17 protein-coding genes are annotated in these 22,620 nt (G+C 44.6%); 11 read left to right on the top strand and 6 right to left on the bottom strand.

Annotated features, from left to right (window positions below; translation table 11 throughout):
- Positions 1-78 precede the first annotated feature (78 nt).
- The 4 genes from CLV51_RS26965 (at position 79) to CLV51_RS26950 (ending at position 3,222) form a co-directional block, all read left to right on the top strand.
- A complete protein-coding gene (locus CLV51_RS26965; protein ID WP_106531223.1) occupies positions 79-1,239 on the top strand; it encodes a glycoside hydrolase family 172 protein in 1,161 nt (386 codons plus the stop codon).
- Between the two features lie 185 nt (positions 1,240-1,424).
- Positions 1,425-1,844, top strand: a complete 420-nt coding sequence (locus CLV51_RS26960) for an SRPBCC family protein (RefSeq protein ID WP_106531222.1) — start codon at positions 1,425-1,427, stop codon at positions 1,842-1,844.
- Between the two features lie 150 nt (positions 1,845-1,994).
- Entirely contained in the window at positions 1,995-2,447 is a 453-nt protein-coding gene (locus tag CLV51_RS26955; protein WP_106531221.1) for a MarR family winged helix-turn-helix transcriptional regulator, read from the top strand.
- 97 nt (positions 2,448-2,544) lie between these two features.
- The gene (locus tag CLV51_RS26950) at positions 2,545-3,222 is read left to right on the top strand and encodes a hypothetical protein (RefSeq protein WP_106531220.1); all 678 of its coding nucleotides are present in this window, start codon (positions 2,545-2,547) and stop codon (positions 3,220-3,222) included.
- A gap of 87 nt (positions 3,223-3,309) precedes the next feature.
- Here the strand turns inward: CLV51_RS26950 and CLV51_RS26945 are convergent, their stop codons facing one another.
- From CLV51_RS26945 to rhaT, 4 genes are read right to left on the bottom strand one after another with little or no spacing between them, the layout of a single operon-like run.
- Positions 3,310-4,695, bottom strand: a complete 1,386-nt coding sequence (locus tag CLV51_RS26945; RefSeq protein ID WP_106531219.1) for an FGGY-family carbohydrate kinase — start codon at positions 4,693-4,695, stop codon at positions 3,310-3,312.
- Positions 4,696-4,711: 16 nt separating this feature from the next.
- On the bottom strand, positions 4,712-5,986 hold the full coding sequence (locus tag CLV51_RS26940; RefSeq protein ID WP_106531218.1) for a sugar isomerase: 1,275 nt from the start codon (positions 5,984-5,986) through the stop codon (positions 4,712-4,714).
- A 47-nt stretch (positions 5,987-6,033) separates the two neighbouring features.
- On the bottom strand, positions 6,034-8,160 hold the full coding sequence (locus CLV51_RS26935) for a bifunctional aldolase/short-chain dehydrogenase (RefSeq protein ID WP_106531217.1): 2,127 nt from the start codon (positions 8,158-8,160) through the stop codon (positions 6,034-6,036).
- Positions 8,161-8,204: 44 nt separating this feature from the next.
- The gene (rhaT, locus tag CLV51_RS26930; RefSeq protein WP_106531216.1) at positions 8,205-9,260 is read right to left on the bottom strand and encodes an L-rhamnose/proton symporter RhaT; all 1,056 of its coding nucleotides are present in this window, start codon (positions 9,258-9,260) and stop codon (positions 8,205-8,207) included.
- Positions 9,261-9,453: 193 nt separating this feature from the next.
- Between rhaT and CLV51_RS26925 the strand changes: the two genes are divergently transcribed.
- Positions 9,454-10,485, top strand: coding sequence for a GntR family transcriptional regulator (locus CLV51_RS26925; RefSeq protein WP_106531215.1), 1,032 nt, complete (start codon positions 9,454-9,456; stop codon positions 10,483-10,485).
- 49 nt (positions 10,486-10,534) lie between these two features.
- Entirely contained in the window at positions 10,535-10,771 is a 237-nt protein-coding gene (locus CLV51_RS26920) for a VF530 family protein (RefSeq protein WP_106531214.1), read from the top strand.
- A 74-nt stretch (positions 10,772-10,845) separates the two neighbouring features.
- On the opposite strand, the gene CLV51_RS26915 is transcribed toward CLV51_RS26920, so the two are convergent.
- Both CLV51_RS26915 and CLV51_RS26910 read right to left on the bottom strand, forming a co-directional pair.
- The gene (locus tag CLV51_RS26915) at positions 10,846-11,364 is read right to left on the bottom strand and encodes a 3'-5' exonuclease family protein (RefSeq protein ID WP_106531213.1); all 519 of its coding nucleotides are present in this window, start codon (positions 11,362-11,364) and stop codon (positions 10,846-10,848) included.
- 306 nt (positions 11,365-11,670) lie between these two features.
- Positions 11,671-12,432, bottom strand: a complete 762-nt coding sequence (locus CLV51_RS26910; protein ID WP_211302133.1) for an SGNH/GDSL hydrolase family protein — start codon at positions 12,430-12,432, stop codon at positions 11,671-11,673.
- Between the two features lie 399 nt (positions 12,433-12,831).
- Between CLV51_RS26910 and CLV51_RS26905 the strand changes: the two genes are divergently transcribed.
- The 5 genes from CLV51_RS26905 (at position 12,832) to CLV51_RS26885 (ending at position 22,608) form a co-directional block, all read left to right on the top strand.
- Complete coding sequence (locus CLV51_RS26905) at positions 12,832-15,954, top strand: SusC/RagA family TonB-linked outer membrane protein (RefSeq protein ID WP_106531212.1); 3,123 nt, start codon at positions 12,832-12,834, stop codon at positions 15,952-15,954.
- 24 nt (positions 15,955-15,978) lie between these two features.
- On the top strand, positions 15,979-17,460 hold the full coding sequence (locus tag CLV51_RS26900) for a RagB/SusD family nutrient uptake outer membrane protein (protein ID WP_106531211.1): 1,482 nt from the start codon (positions 15,979-15,981) through the stop codon (positions 17,458-17,460).
- Positions 17,461-17,557: 97 nt separating this feature from the next.
- Entirely contained in the window at positions 17,558-20,251 is a 2,694-nt protein-coding gene (locus tag CLV51_RS26895) for a c-type cytochrome (protein ID WP_106531210.1), read from the top strand.
- Between the two features lie 69 nt (positions 20,252-20,320).
- A complete protein-coding gene (locus CLV51_RS26890; RefSeq protein ID WP_106531209.1) occupies positions 20,321-21,385 on the top strand; it encodes an aldose 1-epimerase family protein in 1,065 nt (354 codons plus the stop codon).
- Between the two features lie 20 nt (positions 21,386-21,405).
- A complete protein-coding gene (locus CLV51_RS26885; RefSeq protein ID WP_106531208.1) occupies positions 21,406-22,608 on the top strand; it encodes a cupin domain-containing protein in 1,203 nt (400 codons plus the stop codon).
- Positions 22,609-22,620 lie beyond the last annotated feature (12 nt).

The raw sequence follows: 22,620 nt of genomic DNA, 5'->3' as shown, positions 1-22,620 counted from the left end.
GCCTAATCGGGAGAAAGACAGCTATGATCTTTAACATTAATCTATTATCTTTCTTTCCTGCTTAAACCACGTTATAGTATGCGAAAGATTCCATTTTTATTGCTGCTCCTGGGCTGTGCCCTGCACTTACGTGCACAAAAGGCCGGTTCCTTTAATGGCCTTGACATGCATCTTGGTAACCTGTACCGCTTATCTGATGCGCAGACGCGATCTGTCAGTCCGGAGAATATTACCGGTGAAAAAGGTAAGGGTGGCATGGCTGTACCACAACAAAATGCGGCACCTAATACTGCCAATGCCTCTAATGCCGCCAGGGACCTGGGTCAGGGCTGGAAAGTAAATCCCTTTGTTATTATAAAGCCTGGTCAAACCTTTACCATGGCGGAAATCAGCGGCGCCGGCGCCATTCAGCATATCTGGATGACACCCACCGGCGTATGGCGTTATTCTATTCTGCGTATTTACTGGGATGATGAAACAACACCTTCTGTTGAATGTCCTGCCGGCGATTTCTTTGGCATGGGCTGGAATGAATATGCACCCTTGAATTCATTGCCTGTTACCGTTAATCCGGGTAGCGCCTTTAACTGCTACTGGATGATGCCTTTCCGTAAGAAATGCAGCATTACTATGGAGAATATCAACACAGAACAGATGACGTTATACTACCAGGTAGACTATACGCTCACGCAGGTACCTGATGATGCCGCCTATTTTCATGCACAGTTCCGGCAGTCGAAACCCAATACTACTTCCGATTACGTGCTGCTGGACAATGTCCGTGGCAAAGGGCAATACGTGGGTACATATATAGCAATGGGTGTAAATAATAACGGCTGGTGGGGAGAAGGTGAAATCAAATTTTTTATGGATGGAGATACGAAGTTCCCTACCATTTGCGGCACAGGTACAGAAGATTATTTTTGCGGCTCCTACAATTTTGACCGCGGTGGTAAGTACACCCCCTTCTGTACACCTTATACGGGTTTGCACCAGGTGATTGGTCCGGATGGCACTTATAAAGCGAGGCAACGTTTTGGAATGTATCGCTGGCATATTATGGACCCCGTGCGTTTCGACAAGGATCTCAAAGTTACTATTCAGGATCTGGGATGGCGCTCCGGTGGCCGTTACCTGAAACAGCAATCGGATATTTCCTCTGTGGTGTACTGGTATCAAAGCGAGCCCCATCAAGCATTTCCGAAGTTACCATCGCGTGAGGAGCTGGAAATATTGTAGGTCATATCGGTTGCAGCAACCAGCGTATAAAATCTTAAATGACAAAGCAATAGCGTCTTTACATAGCCCTCCTGAGCGCATCTGGTCGTTTCCTTAAATCTTTCTGAAAATTTATTTTGATACACTAAGTATACTTATTATATTTACACTTATAATATAACTACTAACTGTAAAACAACAATACTATGTGGTCAAAATCTCACACCATCGTAACAAAAGAAGTTACCAAAGAACAAATGTGGAAGCTGTTTGCAGATGTTAACAGCTGGCATACCTGGGATAAGGGCATCGAATACGCCAGGATAGACGGCGAATTTAAAAAGGGTAACCATTTCCTGCTAAAGCCAAAGAAAGGCCCCAAAGTGAAGATTAAAATATTGGAAACAATAGAGAACAAAAGATTTACAGACCTGACCCATTTCCCGTTAGCTAAAATGTATGGTGATCATACGTTTGAAGAAACAGCAGCCGGCTTAAAGATCACCGTTACCATGACCGTTTCCGGCGTATTAGGATTTTTATGGAGGAAGATTGTAGCACAGGAAATTGTAGACGGTTTACCTGAAGACATGCAGAACCAGGTAACGTTTGCCAGTAAATTATAAATGATGAGTACTACAAAATATTGGGTCGTTGTTGTTTCAAAGGAGCATGCGGGGCGGGGCTGGTGGATTTATGGGGTTATCCTTTCCACACCCGCTTTTTTGAGATCGGGAAAAGGACTTTAATCTTATTTTTGCAAAAATGATAGGGTCATGAAAAAAGATGAAAATGCATTTAGTTTTGAAGCGGCAGAGGAAAGTCCGGGTTTCTTATTGTGGCAGGTAACAAGTCTTTGGCAGAGAGAAATCAGAAAGGCACTTGAAAAATATGACCTTACCCATTCGCAATTTGTTTTGCTGGCCAGCATTATGTGGTTATCGCAACAGCAAGAGCCGGTTACGCAAATACTGCTTTCCGCCCATTCCAAAATAGATCCCATGACTACCTCCACGGTACTTCGCACCTTGCAAACAAAAGGATTGCTGGAACGAAAGGAACACGCCACAGATACAAGAGCCAAAACAGTTGTACTCACCGAAACAGGTATAAAAACAACGAAACAGGCCATTAAAATAGTGGAAAAGTTTGATGCGGAGTTCTTTGAGCCACTGGGTGCGAAAGTGAATGAGTTTAATAAAAAATTAAGGTTGCTGCTGGGGCAGTAAAAAGGTGTAGCCTGCGTTATTCTCTGCCCTCATTTACAGCGGCATCTGTAAAAGGGTTATATTTACGCCCTCGCATGTTACCAAACCTAACCGCATTATGAAAAAGGTTGATTTTCCTGACAGTGGCTTTCATAACACCTGGTATTTTTATGAAGATATACCTGCAGGATATCCAACAATACAAGCACTTCAAAAAGGTGCACCTATACCAGATGCAGTATTTGAAGATATACGGCATGTATTGGCCATTACTATCCAACACGAATTACTGATACCCACCTACATCCGGTTAGATGATGTCATTGAAATAGAGAATGATTCCCTGGATACATTCATGGCCGGGCTGAAAAAAGTGTTGGCCGATAAACAGGTCCTGAGCATTTTCAGCATTGGCGGCTATGGAAAAGTATTACTACCAGATGACGAACCCGGATGGCAACAGGATTTAATAACACTGGAAGATGTGCTTTTTTTTGACAGAGATCTGAATATATCTACCGCCAAAAGTGTGTGGGTACCAATATCTATAGACGATAGTCATCAGTTTCAGTGGCAATTACCACTAGCCAAACTAAATGCCGGCAGATTAGAACTGGCCCTGCAGGAAATTAAGCAGGCTTTGAAAATAAGCGATGCTCCCCCTGATGAACCAGACCCTGATAGCCCCTTTGTAATAAAGGATTTCAAGCTATTTCTCCGCCCGGAAATTATCCGGAATAAAAAAGATTATGATATCCTGGATGTGGATTTGAGCGAGTTTATAGTGGAGGAGTAAACAAATAAATCTCCTTAATCAACACTATGCCATTCATGTGTGATGTTTGTCATTAGAAGGGCATCGTTAATTGTGTTATTATGCCCATTACTTCATAACAGCATAATATTTTAATTCGATAATGTCGTTAGGCAACACTTTGCTATTCCACGATGAATGTATTGCCAGTGCTGCACCTACTGCTGTTGCCTGTGCCATAGAAGCAGCAAAAATTTCTATCTCCGGAAAAAGTGCAGCCAGTAAATTCATGTAGATGGCATTTTTACTGAAACCACCGTCAACGAATATACGTTTTACGCTTACACCTTTTAAAACCAGTCTGGTGGCCTTATACTGCTGAATAGCAATATCCATCATCAGCTGATGATAAGCTTCTGTGTCAGATGAAAAAGTATGCAGATCCCTTTGTGAGAATACTGATGCCTGCAATAGTTTTTTATCCGGCGGCATAGCAGGTGTATCCTGTTTATTCCGTTCTTTTAAACGAGTAACGATGGTTGCATCAAAATCAATGGAACGATAACGTCCGGTATGTTGATTAAAATGTGCCGCAATCCGTTTCACCTGTTGCTCATGCTCATAACCGGCAAATAAGCGGGAAGCCTTTACCGGCTTGCCCTGAAAGGTCATATAACACAGGCAGTCTTCCGCCAGCTCTTCATGGGTGAGGGGCGTATCATTAAAAGGATTAAAGCTGATACACCAGGTACCGGTGGAGAGCAGTACAAAAGGTTCGTGAAAATTTACGAGGTATGGAATAAGTGCTGCGGAGCTGTCGTGTAAACCGATACCCACCGCATAATTATTTCCGGGAAAGGTGGCCGGCAGCACTTCTCCGGAAGAAAAAAGAGGCGCCAGTTTATCCAGCACCCCTTCTTTTGTTACCCACATATGATATTGATTTTTAGAAAAGTCCCATAAGTTAGTATGACACCCGATGCTGGTGATATCAGAACAACCCACACCAGACAACAAATAGCTCATATATTGCGGCAAATGCAATGCATATTTCATCTGACTGAAAATAGCAGGCTGCTCATGCTTTATGCGATACAACTGCATCCCGGAGTTCAGGCTACCCAATACCGGCGAAGCTGTTTGCACGGAAAACTTTTCCGCCCCGCCGTATTTTTTATAAAACTGCTCACTCAATGGAGCAGGATATTCTTTCAGGTAATTGTACAGTGGTGTTAAGGAACGTCCTGCTTCATCTATATATACCAGGCTGGCGCCGTAGGTAGAAAAATTAATTGCTTTTACTGCCAGGTCTTTCCTGCTGAATACTTCTCTTAATGAATCAAACACAGACAGACGGAGGCTTTCCAGGTTTTCACAGGGCGCCCCGTCTTCATCTGTTGTTTCCGTAAAACGAGCTGTTCTTTCAAATATAATACGGTACTGTTCATCAAAGAGGAACAGTTTTTTGTTGGTTTTACCAACATCGAAAATTGCTATAACGGGAATTTCGCTCATAAAGGGAATTATTACGCTACAAACCCGTAGCCACTGTTTTCATACCTCTTTCATGTATCAGCTGTTCTCTTACCTTTTCTGTACGATACAATGCCAGCGGCTGTAAGGCGCCACCAGCCTGCAGGCGCGCTGCTGCCACCAATGCACGCACATCTGTACGAAAGGCATGTTGCAGTACTTCCTGAGCGGTTACCACATCATTGTTTTGTTGCGCTTCGGCTAATTTTTTCCTATCTACCAGCAAAGCCTGCGCATAGGTAATCATGATTGCTTCTATGGATTGCAGCAGATCTTCCAGCGGATCCTTTACATTATGTGAAGCATCAATCATCCAACCCAGGCCGGTGGCGTGGTTCATGCCTTTGGCATCCATACCTTCCACCAGCTCATTAAAGATAAGGAACAGCTGATAGGGTTTGATACTACCGACGGTAAGGTCATCATCACCATATTTGGAATCATTGAAATGGAAGCCTCCTAATTTTCCTTCCATCAGCAGCAGGGAAACAATCTGTTCAATGTTGGCATTGGGTAGATGATGCCCCAGATCCACGAGTGTAAAGGCTTTGGGGCCAAGCTTACTGGTATATAATAATGACTGCCCCCAATCGCCTACTGTGGTGGAATAAAAATTAGGTTCCGCTGCTTTGTATTCTACAAATATTTTCCAATCGTCCGGTAAGGCGGCGTAAATTTCCTGCAAGCTTTCCAGTGTATGCTGAAATGCCTGCCGGAAATTTAGCTGCCCCGGAAAGCAGGACCCATCTGCCAACCACACGGTGAGTGCATCTGAGCCCAGTGCGATACCATGGCGTATGACTTCTATATTGTGTGCTATTGCCTGCTTACGGATGTCTTTATTGACATGTTGCAGGGAACCAAATTTGTAGCTGAATACTTGTCCGGGTTGATCCTGAAAAGTATTGGAATTCATGGCATCAAAGCGCAGTCCATACTGTGCAGCCAGGGCTTTAATATGCGACGGATCTGATGGAATATCCCAGGGAATATGTAAAGAGATGGCACCACTGGATTGATTGAGCTGGTGCAGTAATCCGATGTCGGTAATTTTTTCTTCGAGACAACGCGGCTCACCGCCACCGGGAAAACGACCAAAGCGTGTACCACCGGTACCCAGCGCCCAGCTTGGAATAGCTACCTGGAAGGCGGCTAATTTATTGACAATATCGCCGGCATTTTCCACTTCACCTGCGATGTAATCGAAGGAACGCTGATGAGTGGCCAGTAATACGTCATTATGTATTGCTATCCTTGATTTCTCAATATTCATAAAAGATAATATTACAGCAGATAAAATAATTCTTTTAACGGTATTTTTTATCTGACAAAAGCCATCGTTACGCCACCATCTACATTCAGTACATTTCCGGTAGCCTTGCTGAGTAAGCCGCCAACAAAAACGAAGCAGGCATTGGCAATATCTTCGGGTACAATAATTTCGTTGAGTAAAGTACGTTTAGCATAAAAAGCCGGCAGCTCTTCCACTTTTATACTGTAGGCTTTCGCCCTTCCTTCCGCCCAGGCACCTGCCCATATTTTGCTGTCGGAAATTACTGCGTCCGGGTTGACTACGTTCACGCGTATACGATCTTTTCCCAGCTCGGCAGCATTGAGGCGGCTGAGGTGCAACTGTGCCGCTTTAGCAGAGCCATAGGCGGCGTTATCAGGACCAGACACCAATGCATTCTTACTCACAATATTCAATACATCTCCGCCTTTTCCCTGCTTGCGCATGATCTCTACACCAGCCTGTGTAACCAGGAACTGTCCTTTTACCAATACATCGTACAGCAGATCCCAATCTTTTTCTGTGTGTTCTTCCAATGGTTTTGAAATGGAGAGGCCTGCGCAGTTGACAAGAATATCTATCCCGCCAAAGGCCAGTACAGCTGTGTTACAGGTTTTATGGATAGATTCCACATTTGTTACATCAAGTATATCCGCGGCAAAAACATCTTTTCCATATAGTTTTGTAAATTCTTCTGTAGCCACTGCGAGGCGTTGTACATCATTATCATTGATGACTACCACCGCTCCTTCATCTGCAAATTTTTTAGCGATGGCTTTGCCGATACCGCCTGCGCTACCTGTTACCAGCGCTATGCTGCCAGTCAGCGCTTTAGGCTTAGGCATACGTTGCAGCTTCGCTTCTTCCAGCAGCCAGTATTCGATATTAAATGCTTCCTGACGCGGCAGCGCCATATATTCAGAGATAGCTTCGGCACCTTTCATTACGTTGATAGCATTGATGTAGAACTCTGCTGCTACCCTGGCCGTTTGTTTATCTTTTGCAAAAGTAAACATCCCTACACCGGGATATAATATCACCACCGGGTTAGGATCCCGCATAGCCGGGCTGTTCGGATGTTTGCAGGTATTATAGTAATCCGCATACATCATCCTGTAATCCCCGAACAACGGTGAAAGACAGGCTTTTATCGCAGCTACATCACTGAGATCTGCTGTAGCAGGTAAGTTCAGCACCAGCGGACTAATTTTAGTGCGCAAAAAGTGGTCGGGGCAACTGGTCCCTAATGGTGCCAGTCTGTCCAGGTCGTTGGAGTTAATAAATTCCAATACGCGCTGGTCATCTGTAAAATGACCGATCATCTTCCTGAAAGAAGAACAGTAACCCCGCAATACCGGCGCCAGTGCCACAGCCTGTGCCAGCCGGGCCTCTTTTTCCAGTGACGCTATTTTTGTTCCGCCGAAAACCAGTTTATGCCGGCCGGTGTTTTCCTGCAGGTATTCCGCACAACGTTCTATTACTTCCAGGGTGTTGGTATAGCTTTCATAGGCGGTATCGCCCCAGGTGAACAGTCCGTGCGAGCCCAGCATGATCCCGCGTATACCGGGGTTCTCCGCCAGGCATTGTTTTAATTGCAATCCGAGGTCGAATCCGGGCTTTTGCCAGGGCACCCACCCTATTGTGCCACTGAATAGTTCCTGCGTGATTTTTTTGCCGTCTTTTGCCGCCGCAATAGCAATGGCAGCATCGGGGTGCAGGTGATCAATATGTTTGAATGGCAAAAAGCCATGCAGAGGGGTATCAATAGAAGGCACTTTTGAGTTCAGATCGTAAATGCAGTGGTTAAATAATTCCACCATTTCATCTTCGTGCGCAATGCCCCTGTAAATATGTTGCAGGCTGTGAAGGCGATCTACATATAACGCCGCCAGGCCACTTCTTTTTAATGTGCCGAGGTCGCCGCCGGAGCCCTTTACCCACATCACTTCTGTGGGAGCGCCGGTGAGCGGGTCTTTAGCGATAACTTTGCATGATGTGTTGCCACCGCCATAATTCGTGAGCCGGAGATCAGCACCGAGTAAATTGGAACGATAGATCAGTAAGGCTACTTCATCACCCGCCATGGTAGCGGCGGTTGCGTCATCCCATAAATAGCTGACATGCCTGAATCGTGTAGTGGTTCCATCTATAGACATACAATATAGTTTTAACGTTTTTAAATACGATGGGGACCGGGACATTAATTGTTTAATGAATTGCCATACCCCACCAGGATTACAGAGAGAATGATAGTGATGATGCCGAGGGAAATAGCGCCAACAATTTTTTTGCTGACACCCTTCCATTCTTTCAAAACAAAGCCCCACATACTGGAAACGAGAATAATAAAAGCCATATGCAGGATCCAGGAGCTGGCATCATTGCCTAACTTACTTTCACCCATGCCATAAAAAAAGAATTGCAGGAACCAGGTAGTGCCGGCCAATGCAGCAAATAAATAGTTTTTTGCCAGGGGCGTTTTCCTGTTTGTATAATCAGTAAAAGATTTGTTCCGTGTGTTCAGGATCATGCACCAGATAAAATTAGTGGTAAGGCCACCCAACATGATCACTACAAAAATAACATTGTTTTTAAACAGCGGATTTACATGATTAGCTACTGCTGCTTTGCCCATGGTACCTCCTGCCGTGATAGCAAAACTCATACAGGCACTTAATATACCTGATACAATGGCTACCAGCAGCCCTTTACGAAGATTAAATTCTTTGATACCGGCCGTTTGCTGTTCTGCCGAAAGCTCCCGTTCCTTAAGCATACCCGCCCTGCCGCTGATGGCAATACCCACCAGGCATACTACTACGCCCAATAAAACAAACAGTCCCTTATTGGTGTGGAACATGGCTTCCAGTGTGTTAGGATCGTTTGTGAAGAGCCCTCTGTAAACAGGTGGTATTAAAGCGCCGAAAGCAGCGCAGAAACCCAGTGCCACCGCCATACCCAGCGACATGCCCAGGTAGCGCATAGATAACCCAAAGGTTAAACCACCAATGCCCCATAAAACGCCCAGGAAATATGTCCGGAATAAGATACTGTTGTTTGTGCTGCGGATAATTTCCATAAAGCCCGGAACAGTCCACCACGCAGCAATGAAGGGAACAACCAACCAGGAAAACAGGCCGCCGGCGATCCAATAACTTTCCCAACTCCATCCCTTTACTTTTTTATAGGGGATATAAAAACTTCCGGATGCGAATCCACCAATAAAGTGGAATAAAACTCCCAATAAAGCCTGCATAATTACGACTGAATTTGTAACGTGGAAAACAAAACTTTCATAAAAATAAAGCATGTTCATTTTTAAACTGTCATGCACTGTCATGCTTCCATCATCATGTATCAACTTTACAATTAAATCACTATCATTGTTTACGAAAACAGTAATACCAATACCAGCGTACTATTTCCACGTGATAAATGCCGACTGAACCATGAAACAACATCCGATCTTTAAGTATTTGTTTATTGATGATTTCTCTGCTACACCTAAATACTATCAGCTGGCCAATTCTATTATCAAGGCCATTGTAGACCGGAAGCTGCAGCAGGATGACATTTTACCTTCTATCAATGAAGTAAGCTATGCTTTTGAGATTTCCCGTGATACTGCTGAAAAAGCCTATAAATACCTGAAGGGGCTGGGCATCCTGGGTTCTGTACCCGGCAAAGGCTATTATGTGCAGCATACCAACCTGGATCAACAGTATAAGATACTGCTCTTATTCAACAAACTCAGTGAACATAAAAAATTAATTTATGATTCCTTCGCCGATAAATTAGGCGAACAGGCCAACATCGACTTCTACATCTATAACAGTGATTTCAGTCTCTTTAAGAAACTGCTCTCACAAAAAATCAATGAGTACACACACGTGGTGATCCTGCCGCATTTCCGGGAACGCTGGGAACATGTGGACGAAGTGATTAATACCATTCCAAAAGAGAAACTTATTTTGCTGGATAAAAAGCTCAAAGGTGTTACCGGTGAATATGGCGCTGTATATGAAAATTTTCAGCAGGATATTTACGGTGCACTGGAACAGGCAAAAGATAAGCTGCAACAGTATCATACCATCAAAATCATTTATCCGGAAAACACTTATTATCCGGAAGAGATCTATGAAGGATTCATTCAGTTTTGTCAGAATTATGCCTTTACCAGCAAAATAGTAAATGAGATTGCAGATGAAGATATTCAGCCGGGTGATGTGTACATCAACCTGCGGGAAAGCGACCTGGTAGAGCTGATCGAGAAAATCATCTCCCTGAATTTACAAATCGGGAAAGACGTAGGGGTGATCTCCTACAATGAAACACCGCTGAAAAAATTCATTTTAAGCGGCATCACCACCATCTCTACCGACTTTAAAGCCATGGGAGAAATGGCCGCGCAGCTGATCCTGGATAACTCCAGGGCTCAGATAGAAGTGCCTTTTTATGTGACCATGCGGGCCTCTTTATAGTTTTTCTTTGTTGTTTCTCTTTATCTTTGTGGCGATTAAACGGTAAAGCATGCAAACACAAGGACCATCCAACGACCCACTGCACGGACTCACACTGGAGAAAATAGTTACCCACCTGGTAGAGAGTTATGGCTGGGAAGAGTTGGGACAACAGATCAGAATTAACTGCTTCACAAGCAATCCTTCTATACAAAGCAGTTTAAAATTTTTACGGAAGACGCCATGGGCGCGGACCAAAGTAGAAGATTTTTATAAGTATTCTTTGCGGAAGCATAAATTGAAATAGGGTGTTCAAAATCAGTCTGTAAAAGCAGGATTGGTGAACCCAGTGAAAAGTTTAAAGATGTGAGATGATCTTCTCTAAAACTTAATTTTCAATCCCCGCTCCTTTTTCATCGTTAGCAATGCTTCGGCATTGCCTTTAGCATCATCTACCGGATGATGGGTGTGTTCGGTTTTTCGTAGGTGCTTAAACGTTGTAAATGTATCTTTTTCCAGTCCTTTATATAAGCTGCCAAGGTTTTGTGAGCTATGTCCGAACGGATTAGCGCCAAGGAAGTGATGGAAATACCAGCAGATAAACATCCAGTCGAAACCGTTATTATCACTGATAAAAATGGGCCTGTCCTTGCAAACGGAAGTTATCCAGTTCTTAAAATCAGTCATTACCGCCACCGGATCTTCAAAGGTCAGTGTTTCTTCACGGGTATGTGTGGATACGGCGAGTGCTTCCGGAATGTATTTATCGGATATAGGTTTGAGTTGTCCGTAAAAAGACTGATCCAGCTGTTCATCTACCAGTACAGCGCCAAATGAAATCATAGAATAATCTCCGGGTATAGGTCCGTCACTTTCCATGTCCACCATTATGTAAGCCATAATTTTTTTAATTTTTATTTTGATACAGATTTAATGAGAAAGGCATCCCGGCCAAGCCAGGATGCCTTTAACGCCAAAGCGTTAACAGATTTCTTTGATGGAGAACCCGGCTAAACTAAATTAACCGATGGTGTCCATGAATATTCTGTAGATAGCATGAATACCTCCTTTTCTTTGGTGAATAATGAAATTAAGATAAAATATCCGGATTTGACAGCACCGCAGAAAAAAAATGAGATATGGCAGCAGTCAGAATGGCTATTCCGGTTAACAGCAGCCAATGGAGATGTTTGCGCATATAAGATTTTATTTACTTTTTAAAGCTGCAGCAATAGCCTTTTCGGCCAATGGCCCCATTACCTGGTAGCCTGCTTTATTAGGATGTACACCATCGTAAGTCAGCGCTGCTTTTAATCCTTTTCTTTCATCTGCCATTGCAGTATAATAATCCAGGTAGATGAAGCCTTTTTTAGCAGCATAGCTTTTTATGCGCTGGTTGAGATCTGCAATCTTTTCTACTGGTTGCAGGCCTTTGCGCCAGGGGTAATCAAAAACAGGGAGTACAGAAGACAATACTACTTTAATGCCGTTGGCTTTAGCCAATTCCGCCATAGATGCGAGATTGCCGAAAATAGTTTCTATAGCAGTATAGCCGGTATTACCAGCAATATCATTGGTTCCTGCCAAAATCACCACCACTTTAGGTTTCAGATTAATAACGTCCGGGCGGAAACGAATCAGCATTTGTGGGGTTGTTTGTCCGCTGATGCCTCTGTTGATATAAGGTTTACCGGTGAAATATTCCGGGTCGAGGTTCGCCCATCCGATGGTAATAGAATTGCCCATGAATACCACGCGTTGCTCACCTGGCTTAGGTGCTGCTACCGTAGCATTGGCATCCTGAAAACATTTTAAACAGGCCCAGTCCTGGCTCATTCTTTCTGCGTCCTGTTGCTTTTGACGCGCTGTGGCCTGAGCGGTGGAATCATTGACGTTCTGCGCATATGTAGTTGTTACCAACATAACAGACAATGCCATTAATGGCATCATTACTTTTCTAATTTTCATAAGGCACTTATAAGTTTGGGGTATAAAAATAATTGAAAAAAATTATGAATGGTGTGTTTGTGGGGAAGGCCTTCGGCCTTTGTCTTTTCTTTAGCAGGATTAGACTGATTTAGATGATTTTTCTGATTTCATTTATTTCTAATCATTAACCCATACTAATTTTCTAAAAGCTTACCGTATAGAGATGCCATATTTTACAGAAGAAAACAAAATCAGGGTAATCATCTAAATCAGCCTAATCCTGCTAAAGAAAAGACAAAGGCCGAAGGCCTTCCACCTCGCTAATACAGGACAGTACAGGACAGTACAGGACGCAACAGGACAGGAATCTATGATTCTTCAATTAAATTTATTGCTGTAAAACCAAATGCCCTTTCACCAAATCTAATTCCACTCGTTATGATTAAAGTTCCCATCCTTTATCATAAAGGATATTCCCGTCTTGTTCGTTTCGGGGAAATCTTTTTCGTGCTGTTGTTCATCTGCTCCTATAGCTATGCACAAAAAGGTAATGCTGTTACCGGACAGCTCACCGATGCCGGTAGCGGTCAGCCGCTGCCCAGTGTTACCATCGGCATTAAAGGTACCGGTCAGGGTACTTTCTCTGACGCTAACGGCAGGTATACTATTTCAGCTGCTGCTACAGACTCACTGGTATTTAGTTTTGTAGGATATGTTACAAAGACGGTACATGTAGGCAACCGTACTAAAATTAATATGCCACTGGAATCCAGTAATAAATTGCTGAATCAGGTGGTAGTAGTGGGATATGGTACACAACAAAAAAAGGATGTTACCGGTGCAGTGGGCATTGTTTCCATGAAGAGCATCAAAGACATGCCTGTAGCGGGTCCTGACCAGGCACTCGCCGGGCAGATTGCAGGTATCCAAGTAAGTACTTCCAATGGTATTCCCGGAGGCGGGCCACAGGTACAGGTGAGAGGTATAGGTGCCGTAGGTGCCGGCAGTCAGCCTTTGTATGTAGTAGACGGTTATCCGCTCGCTTCTTCTTCCGAACAGATATCTGATCCGATGAACGCTATTAACCCACAGGATATTGAATCCATGGCGGTGTTGAAAGACGCCTCTGCTACTGCTATCTATGGCTCCAGAGGCGCTAACGGCGTGGTACTGATTACCACTAAAAGAGGATCAGCCGGCATCCCACTGATACAGGTATCTGCCAATTATGGTACACAGGTTATTCCGCAAAAAGGCAGACCCAATCTGATGAACGGGCAGGAATTTGCCCAGTTCAGAAAAGAAGCCATTGAAGATAATATCCGCTTCACCGAACACAGGGAACCTACGGATGCAGATATTCCTGCAATTTATCGCCACCCTGAGCTGATTGGCAAAGGCACCAACTGGTTTGATGCAGTAACACGCGTAGCACCTATGGAAGATATCAATCTTAGTATGAGTGGTGGCAACGAAAAAATCAGGACTTATATTTCTGCCGGATACTTTAACCAGGATGGTGTAATTATTAATAGCGGGTATCAGCGGTTTAGCGTAAGAGCCAATGTGGATGCCACTTTATCAGACAGATTTAAAGTTGGTTTTAATGTGGCGCCCTCCTATACTACCCGGAAAGGCAGTGCCAACGGTGAAGGAAGAGGCGAAGTTTTTGGTATCGCCAGTCCTATTGAACCGGTGTACAATCCTGATGGCACTTACAATGCATTTATTCAAAGCCCCGGTACTTTTGGTTTGCCTAACCCGGTAATGTCGCTGAATGAAACGGTGAACAGGTCAAAAAGCAGTCGTATACTTTTTAATGTTTACGGAGAGTATGAAATACTGAAAAATTTAAAGTTTAAATCCACTTTCAACACAGACTACCAGGAAGGCAGCAGTGAATATTTCAGGCCATCTACATTGGGAAATACCAATGCAGCGCCACCAAGCATTCCCAGTGGCAGTTACGGCAATGGCAACTACTTAAACTGGCTGAATGAAAATACACTGACCTATCAACATACCACTACCAGCGGGCATGCTTTCACCGGATTACTGGGATATACTATCCAGTCGCAGAAAGAGCAGTACGCTGGTTTTAACGGCGCCAATTATCCCGATGATGATATTAAAACCTTAAACGCAGCAGCTACTATTACAGGTGGTACAGATAAAACAGAGTGGGCATTATTATCTTATCTGGCCAGGGTGAATTATGCTTATAAAGATAAATACCTGGTAACAGCTACTGTGAGAAGCGATGGTTCTTCCAGGTTTGGACCCAACAACCGCTGGGGAACGTTCCCTTCTGTAGCCCTTGGCTGGCGTGTATCACAGGAGTCTTTCATGAAATCCCTGACAAACATCAGTGATCTGAAGTTAAGAGCATCCTATGGTTTCTCCGGTAATTTCAACATCGGGAATTATTCCTACATGAGCAGTATCGGTACCAGCGATTATGTATTAGGTGGTTCCCTGGCTGGTGGCCGCGTGATGAATTCACTCGGCAATCCTAAACTGGGCTGGGAAAAAATGAAAGAACTGAATATAGGTATCGATATAGGTTTGTGGAAAGATCGCGTATATATTACTGCAGATATCTACAAAAGAAATACACAGGACCTGTTGTTAAACGTGGAAATACCACAATCCAGTGGATTTGGTACGGTAACAGAAAACAGGGGTGATATGGAAAACAGGGGACTTGAAATAGGTATCAGCTCCCGCAATATTGAAACCAAACGTCTTATCTGGACCACCAACTTCAACATTTCTTTCAACAGAAATAAAGTACTGGCACTTGGAAAAGATAATGCACCAATTTACTCCGGCAACAGCAGTGAAGGTAATCCTACCAACATAAGCATGGTAGGCAAGCCACTGGCTATGCTATACGGTTATGTTTTCGACGGCATTTATCAGAACCAGGGTGAAGTAGATAAGGGCCCTGCTTTTCCCGGTGCTATTCCCGGTAATATCCGTTTTAAAGATATCAATGGTGATGGTGTTATCACACCTGTACAGGATTTCGCTATTATCGGTAACCCCTATCCTGATTTCAACTGGGGCATGACCAACATCCTGAACTACAAAAATTTTGACCTGCGTGTATTGGTGGTTGGTTCTATGGGAGCCGACAGATTACATGCTACCAATGATTACAACGGCAACATAGATGGTGTGTTTAATGTAAGAAAAGATGTAGCCCGGAGATGGAGATCCGAATCTAATCCGGGCAACGGGAAAGTACCTACCACCAATGGTTCCGGCCGTGGCAGGGTAATGTACAGAGATGTTAGTTCGCTCACTGTAGAAAAAAATAATTATGCATGGGTTAAAAATATCACACTTGGTTATAGCATTCCAAGAAGAGGATTTGTACAGAGTGCACGCGTTTATGTGAGTGTACAAAATGTCATTCTTTTCACCAAATACAGCGGCAACCCCGAAGTAACCAACTACCTCGGTAAAGGAGGAAGCGGTGCACTGGTACCGGGTATCGATTATTCCAACTACCCTGTTCCCAGAATTTTTTCACTGGGCACCAACCTCACCTTTTAATTCAGTTTCTAAAAGAATAGCAACATGAAAACGAAAATATCTTTTATTGCGCTGTTGGCGCTCACACTGAATAGTTGTAATAATATGCTGGATGTAAAACCCAATTCGTTCTCCAGCGGTTCTAATTATTATACTACAGAAGCACAGGTACTGCGTGCTGTAAATGGCTGCTATGGCGTATTACAGAATTTTTACACCAGCGACTACTGGGCCCTCTCTGAAATGAGAGCAGACAATACCAACTATCAGTATGATGAAAGTGACCGTGGAGCACAGCAAAGAGAAGAAATCGACGAGTTCCTGATTACTTCCAGTAACAACTATGTAAATATTACTTGGGCGCAGATATACAGGAACATACAACAATCCAATGTGATCATCAGTCGCATTGATGCGGTGAAATTTGCCAGTGATGCTACCAAAAAACAGTACCTCGGTGAAGCTAAATTCCTGCGGGCATTATACTACTTCCACCTGGTGCGCCTATTTGGCGGTGTTCCGTTGCTGGTAAAAGAAGTATCCGGTCCGGAAGATGCTGCCACACCTAAAAGAGCAACCGTAGCAGAAGTATATGCACAGATCATTGCAGATGCTACCGATGCCGCCGCCGGCTTACCGGCAACCCATAGCAGCAGCGAAACAGGAAGAGCTACCAGGGGAGCAGCATTAACACTGTTGGGAGATGTGTATTTAACGATGAAAGATTTTCCCAAAGCTGTAGCTACGCTGCAACAGGTAACCACCCTGAACTATTCGCTGGTACCTGTCTATGGTGATAATTTTGATCCTGCCCAAAAGAACAATGCAGAATCGGTTTTTGCGGTACAATTTAATTCCGGGCTGGAAACAGAAAGCAGCAATTTTATTTTTGTATTTGGTCCGCGTAATGGCAAAAAAGATTTAACCGGCTTCAATGGCAACCTGGGCGGGAATAATATTCCTACACCCAGTATTGTGAATGCTTATGAGGCGGGTGATAAAAGAAAGGATGCATCTATCTATATGTATGATAGTCCTACCAATGCTGCGTTTGCAGAATCTGTTGCTTTTGGTGGCAAAATGCCGTTGATCAAAAAATTCTATCATCCTCCGTATGCGTTGGATGGACGGGCTAATGAAAACTGGCCGGTGTATCGTTACTCGCAGGTATTGCTGATGCTGGCAGAAGCCATCAATGAAACCGGTACCGGCGATCCTAATCAATATATTAATACGGTGCGTGTTCGTGCCGGCCTGGCTCCTTTGCCGGCCTTAAACCAGGCTGCTTTCAGAGATACCGTTTTTCACGAAGAAAGAGTGGAGCTGGCTTTTGAAGATCAGCGCTGGTATCAGCTGCTACGCACCGGTAAAGCAGTATCCATAATGACACAACATGGCACAGAAGAAAAGAAACGGTTATCGCGCCTCAGTGCTGCTTCTTATAATATTCAACCGTTTCAGCTATTGTTTCCTATTCCTGAAAGAGAAGTACGTTTAAATGGATTTGCACAAAATATAGGGTGGTAAAAAATAGTCAAAAAAACAGGAAAACGTTTGCTTATATTACCATAGCGAACAACCCATACCCATTATACCAGATCAGGAAACTTTTTAAGTAAATATTATGACCACGTTACGAAAATCATCACTCAGGCTACTATTGCTGTATGCCGCCGTTATTATTACAGGAGTAGCCTGTCATAACGGGAATGACTCAACGTCAAAAAAGAATAAACCTAAAAACCCGAAAACGGATGCGCTGAAGTTGCCCGACAACTTTGTAGCAGAACATTTGTACAGCCCCGGCGACAACAAGCAGGGCTCCTGGGTTTCCATGGCATTCGACAACAAAGGCCGCCTCATTGTATCCGACCAATATGGCTTCCTGTACCGGCTGCATCTTCCGGCTGTTGGAGAAGATTCCTCTAAATTTAAAATTGAACGGCTGATCATCGGCCATGATACGAGTACACAACACGTATCCATGGGCTATGCACAGGGATTGCTGTATGCATTCAACAGTCTTTATGTAATGGTGAATCATAACAGTGATGATAAATTTAATAAAGGCAGTGGCTTATATCGTTTGCAGGATACTGACGGAGATGATCAGTTTGATAAAGTTACCCTGCTAAAGGCATTGGATGGAGAAGGCGAACACGGGCCACACAGCGTGGTACTGTCGCCTGACAAAAAATCCATTTATGTGATTGCAGGAAATTTCACCAAAATACCGGAGATGAATTCCTATAAGGTGCCCCCTTCCTGGAACATCGACAATATACTGCCATTGATCAGGGACCCTAACGGTCACGACAATACGGTAAATACCCACGGCGGATGGATTGCTCACATAGATTCTACCGGTTCCAACTGGGAGCTGATCAGCTCAGGTTATCGCAATCCTTTTGACCTCACCTTTAATGATGCCGGTGATATGTTTACTTATGATTCAGATATGGAATGGGATTTTGGTACCCCCTGGTATCGTCCTACCCGTATTTGCCAGGTAACCAGCGGCAGTGAATATGGCTGGAGGCCCGGCACCGAAAAATGGTCGCCTGCCTATCCTGATAATTTACCACCGTTATTAAATATAGGCCAGGGCTCTCCTACTAACCTGATCTATGGCGGTAATGCACGGTTTCCGGAGAAATACCGCAAATCATTATTTGCGTTCGACTGGAGCTTTGGAATCATCTATGCTATTCATTTACAGCCGGAAGGCGCTTCTTATAAAGCAGATGCAGAAGAGTTTTTATCCGGTTCTCCGTTGCCTTTAACAGACGGTGTGATTGGTCCTGATGGTGCTTTGTATTTCCTCACCGGTGGCCGCAGACTGGAATCAGATCTATATCGTGTTTATTATAAAGATAACCAGGAGAATGCCACGCAACTCGCTGCCACAGCGCCTAATGAAGCTTCCAAAATCCGCAGACAGCTGGAAACATATCATGGAGGACCAAAGCCAGGTGCAGTAGATTTTGCGTGGCCTTATCTGAAAAACAGTGATCGTTTCATTCGTTTTGCTGCAAGAATTGCGATAGAAAATCAGCCTTTAAGTGAATGGCAAAATAAAGTATTGCAGGAAAAAGATCCGGAAACACTGATCCAGTCGAGCATTGCACTGGCACGCCAGGGAAAGGAAGATGTAAAAAAATTCCTGCTGCCACAACTCATGACCATCAATTATGCGCAGTTATCTCCATCTCAGCAAATAGATCTGCTGCGTGCTTTTGAGCTGGTATTTGTGCGCATGGGAAAACCCGATGCTGCGCTGAGGGACCAGATAGCAGCCTATCTTGATCCACAGTATCCTGCCACCACTAATGACCTGAACCGATCCCTGAGCAAGGTACTGGTATACCTGGATGCTCCAAAGGCAGTAGAAAAAACCATGGCCTTGCTGGCTACAGCAAAAGACGATACCGCTGCCCAAAAAACAGCGATGCAGTCTGCCGATCTGATTCTCCGCAATCCGCAGTACGGACTGGATATAGCCGGCATGTTATCTAAAATGCCGCCACTGCAGCAAACGTGGTACGCCACTGTATTGAGTCAGGCTAAAAATGGCTGGACACCGGAATTACAGGAAGCCTACTTCCAATGGTTTTATCATGCATTTACTTTCAAAGGCGGGCATAGCTTTATTGGCTTCATCAACATTGCCAGGAAAAATGCGTTGAAAAATGCACCTAAAAACCAGTTCGCACATTTTAACAAGCTCTCAGGCGATTCGCTGATAAACAATAGTGGTAGCCTTGCGCAGGGATATCCGCAACCTAAAGGTCCAGGCAGACAGTGGAAACTGGCAGAAGCAGTAGCCGTGGTAGATAGCGGATTAACCCAACGTAATTTTGAACAGGGCAAGGCCATGTTCGCCGTATCGCTGTGCAGCTCCTGTCATGGTATGCGTGGCGAAGGTGGTGTAGCGGGTCCTGATCTAACGCAATTGGGTACACGTTTTTCTACAAAAGATATCCTGGAATCAATTATTGATCCGAGCAAAACAATCTCTGATCAGTATGCTGCTACGGTGTTTTCGCTGAAAGATGGCAGCTCTGTTTTAGGCCGTTTGGTGAGCCAGGATAAGGATAAATATATCATCTCTCAAAATCCTTTTGCCCCACAGGCACAGCGGGAACTGCTGAAAAAAGATGTAGCCGGCACCAAGGTATCTGCCGTTTCTGTAATGCTGCCAGGGCTGATCAACCGTTTAAATGAAGATGAATTAAGGGATCTCATGGCTTACCTGAAATCTGGTGGTAATAAGCAGGATTCTGTATTTATGTCTTCCAGACAGTTGGGCAGTAAATAATATTGTCATTCAGACAATTAATCTGATTTTATTTTATTATTTTTTAGGAAGATAAAAAACGATGCGCGGATGAATTCTAAAAATCAGGATTGGCACCATAAGCTATCACATCATTCGCAGCTGGGTGGCATAGAAACTGCTGTGCTGGATAATGGCGCCGGGCGTGGCACCCGCATTGCCTGGATAAATACGGGAACGGGCCTACGCTATAAAGTAGTCATAGACCGGGCCATGGATATTGCAGATGCTTTTTACAATCAGCATAGCCTGGCCTGGCTGAGTCATGGCGGTATCACCGCCCCGCTGCGTTCATCAGATAAAGGTTTGGACTGGCTCCAAACCTTTGGTGGTGGCCTGATGACCACCTGCGGCCTTATACACGTGGGTGGTCCGGAAACAGATGCCTTCGGGGAACGTGGGCTGCACGGCCCTATCAGCAACACACCGGCAGAAATTATTGCTATCATACAACCCGATCCTGTAGCCGGCCATATGGAAATGAGTATTACCGGTGTTATGCAACAGGCCAGGGTATTGGGCCCGCAGCTGGTATTAAAACGTACCATCTCCGGCACGCTGGGGCAAGCCACCATTCGTATTCGCGACGAAGTGATCAACAGGGGCAATACCATTGCTCCGCATATGCTGCTCTATCATTTTAATTTAGGGTGGCCGTTGGTGAACGAAGGCGCCAGCATCTGCTGGCAGGGCGCCTGGCAGCCCAGAGATGGAAATCCGAATCACATCTTCCAAAATAAAAATAATTACCACTTGTGCCCCGCACCTATGGACAGCCACGCGGGTACAGGAGAAGAAGCCGCTATCATAGACATCCGGGCAGCTGCCGATGGATGGTGCACTTGTGGCATTCATAATCCGGCATTAGGCATCGCGCTCTCTTTACGCTTTCAGAAAAAACAATTGCCCTGGCTCACCAACTGGCAGCATTGGGGCAAAGGCGAATATGTAACCGGGCTGGAACCCGGCACCCATCCACCTGTTGGCCAGTCTAAAGCACGGGAGCAAGGCACGCTCCTGTTTTTGGAACCCGGCGAAAGCAGGTCGTATGAATTGCAAATAGACCTCTTACACAGTGACGATAAAATTGCCTCTTTTTTAACTGATCTATCATAATCCATATTTAATTAAAGCCCATGGAAAAATTAAGTTTAGCCGAAAAAGCACTGGAGCAGGGACAAGGAATTTTGCGTTTGGCGCCCACCTGGGTGCCCAGGTCGTTTTGCGTACCAGGACGGAGAATAAAATTACATCCGGACGATTATTACATATTGGGCGGGCAACGTGGCGGCATTGACGAACGATGGTTATCTTCTACCACACCGGCAAAAAATGGCCCGTTGACCGGCGAAAATGAAGGGCTCAGCAAAGTGATAGTAGATGATGCAACTATTTTATTAAAAGATGCCATCAGCGAATTAAAAGATAAACTGATCGGCAAAAGATTGTGGGATGAACACGGCGCATGGCCTATGTATTCCAAATTCTTTGATAACATGGGACCACTCCCCCATCATATTCATCATAACGATGAAAAGGCCGCCCTCATTGGGCAGGCAGGTAAACCGGAAGCTTATTATTTTCCACCACAACTGAATAATCATGGCGGCGATTTCCCCTATACCTTCATGGGTATTGCACCTGGTACTACCCGCGAACAAATCCGTGAATGCCTGGTAAACTTCACAAAAGGAGATAATAAGATCACCAGTTACTCGCAGGCGTTTAAGCTGGAACCCGGCACCGGATGGGATGTACCGCCTGGACTGTTACACGCACCGGGTAGTATGTGTACTTATGAACCACAAAAAGCATCCGATGTATTTGCGATGTATCAGTCGCTCGTAAATGAGGCCATCATCCCGGAAGAACTACTGTGGAATGGCACCCCCAAAGAAAGCATCGGTGATTTTGAACAACTCCTCGATGTGATTGACTGGGATCTTAATCAGGATCCTGATCTCTACGCCAACCGCTACATGCATCCCAAACCGGTGAAGCCGCTGGCAGAGATAAACGCTAACGGCTATACGGAGAATTGGGTATGCTATAAATCAGATGCTTTCAGTGCGAAAGAGCTTATCATCCAACCTGGTGCCACTGTGGTGATCAAAGACAGTGCTGCCTATGGTATCATCATGATGCAGGGACATGGTAAAATGGGCGTATGGGACATTGAAACACCCGCCCTTATCCGTTACGGACAGCTCACCCATGATGAGTTCTTCATCAGCGAAGCCGCTGCGCTGACAGGTGTGAAAATAGTCAATGCCTCCACTACAGATCCTATTGTAATGCTAAAACATTTTGGTCCGGGTAACCCCGACCTCGTGTTGTAAAATATTCCTGCA

It is taken from the genome of Chitinophaga niastensis, from assembly GCF_003014755.1.
In the GTDB taxonomy this organism is placed as follows: domain Bacteria; phylum Bacteroidota; class Bacteroidia; order Chitinophagales; family Chitinophagaceae; genus Chitinophaga; species Chitinophaga niastensis.
This window is presented reverse-complemented; position numbering and strand designations above follow the sequence as displayed.

Coding starts and splice junctions, on each gene's coding strand:
- CLV51_RS26925 (WP_106531215.1), top strand. CDS start 9,454: ATGAAACAACATCCGATCTTTAAGTATTTGTTTATTGATGATTTCTCT.
- CLV51_RS26960 (WP_106531222.1), top strand. CDS start 1,425: ATGTGGTCAAAATCTCACACCATCGTAACAAAAGAAGTTACCAAAGAA.
- CLV51_RS26885 (WP_106531208.1), top strand. CDS start 21,406: ATGGAAAAATTAAGTTTAGCCGAAAAAGCACTGGAGCAGGGACAAGGA.
- CLV51_RS26950 (WP_106531220.1), top strand. CDS start 2,545: ATGAAAAAGGTTGATTTTCCTGACAGTGGCTTTCATAACACCTGGTAT.
- CLV51_RS26900 (WP_106531211.1), top strand. CDS start 15,979: ATGAAAACGAAAATATCTTTTATTGCGCTGTTGGCGCTCACACTGAAT.
- CLV51_RS26955 (WP_106531221.1), top strand. CDS start 1,995: ATGAAAAAAGATGAAAATGCATTTAGTTTTGAAGCGGCAGAGGAAAGT.
- CLV51_RS26905 (WP_106531212.1), top strand. CDS start 12,832: ATGATTAAAGTTCCCATCCTTTATCATAAAGGATATTCCCGTCTTGTT.
- CLV51_RS26895 (WP_106531210.1), top strand. CDS start 17,558: ATGACCACGTTACGAAAATCATCACTCAGGCTACTATTGCTGTATGCC.
- CLV51_RS26935 (WP_106531217.1), bottom strand. CDS start 8,160: ATGTCTATAGATGGAACCACTACACGATTCAGGCATGTCAGCTATTTA.
- CLV51_RS26965 (WP_106531223.1), top strand. CDS start 79: ATGCGAAAGATTCCATTTTTATTGCTGCTCCTGGGCTGTGCCCTGCAC.
- CLV51_RS26915 (WP_106531213.1), bottom strand. CDS start 11,364: ATGGCTTACATAATGGTGGACATGGAAAGTGACGGACCTATACCCGGA.
- CLV51_RS26945 (WP_106531219.1), bottom strand. CDS start 4,695: ATGAGCGAAATTCCCGTTATAGCAATTTTCGATGTTGGTAAAACCAAC.
- rhaT (WP_106531216.1), bottom strand. CDS start 9,260: ATGCAGGCTTTATTGGGAGTTTTATTCCACTTTATTGGTGGATTCGCA.
- CLV51_RS26910 (WP_211302133.1), bottom strand. CDS start 12,432: ATGAAAATTAGAAAAGTAATGATGCCATTAATGGCATTGTCTGTTATG.
- CLV51_RS26890 (WP_106531209.1), top strand. CDS start 20,321: ATGAATTCTAAAAATCAGGATTGGCACCATAAGCTATCACATCATTCG.
- CLV51_RS26920 (WP_106531214.1), top strand. CDS start 10,535: ATGCAAACACAAGGACCATCCAACGACCCACTGCACGGACTCACACTG.
- CLV51_RS26940 (WP_106531218.1), bottom strand. CDS start 5,986: ATGAATATTGAGAAATCAAGGATAGCAATACATAATGACGTATTACTG.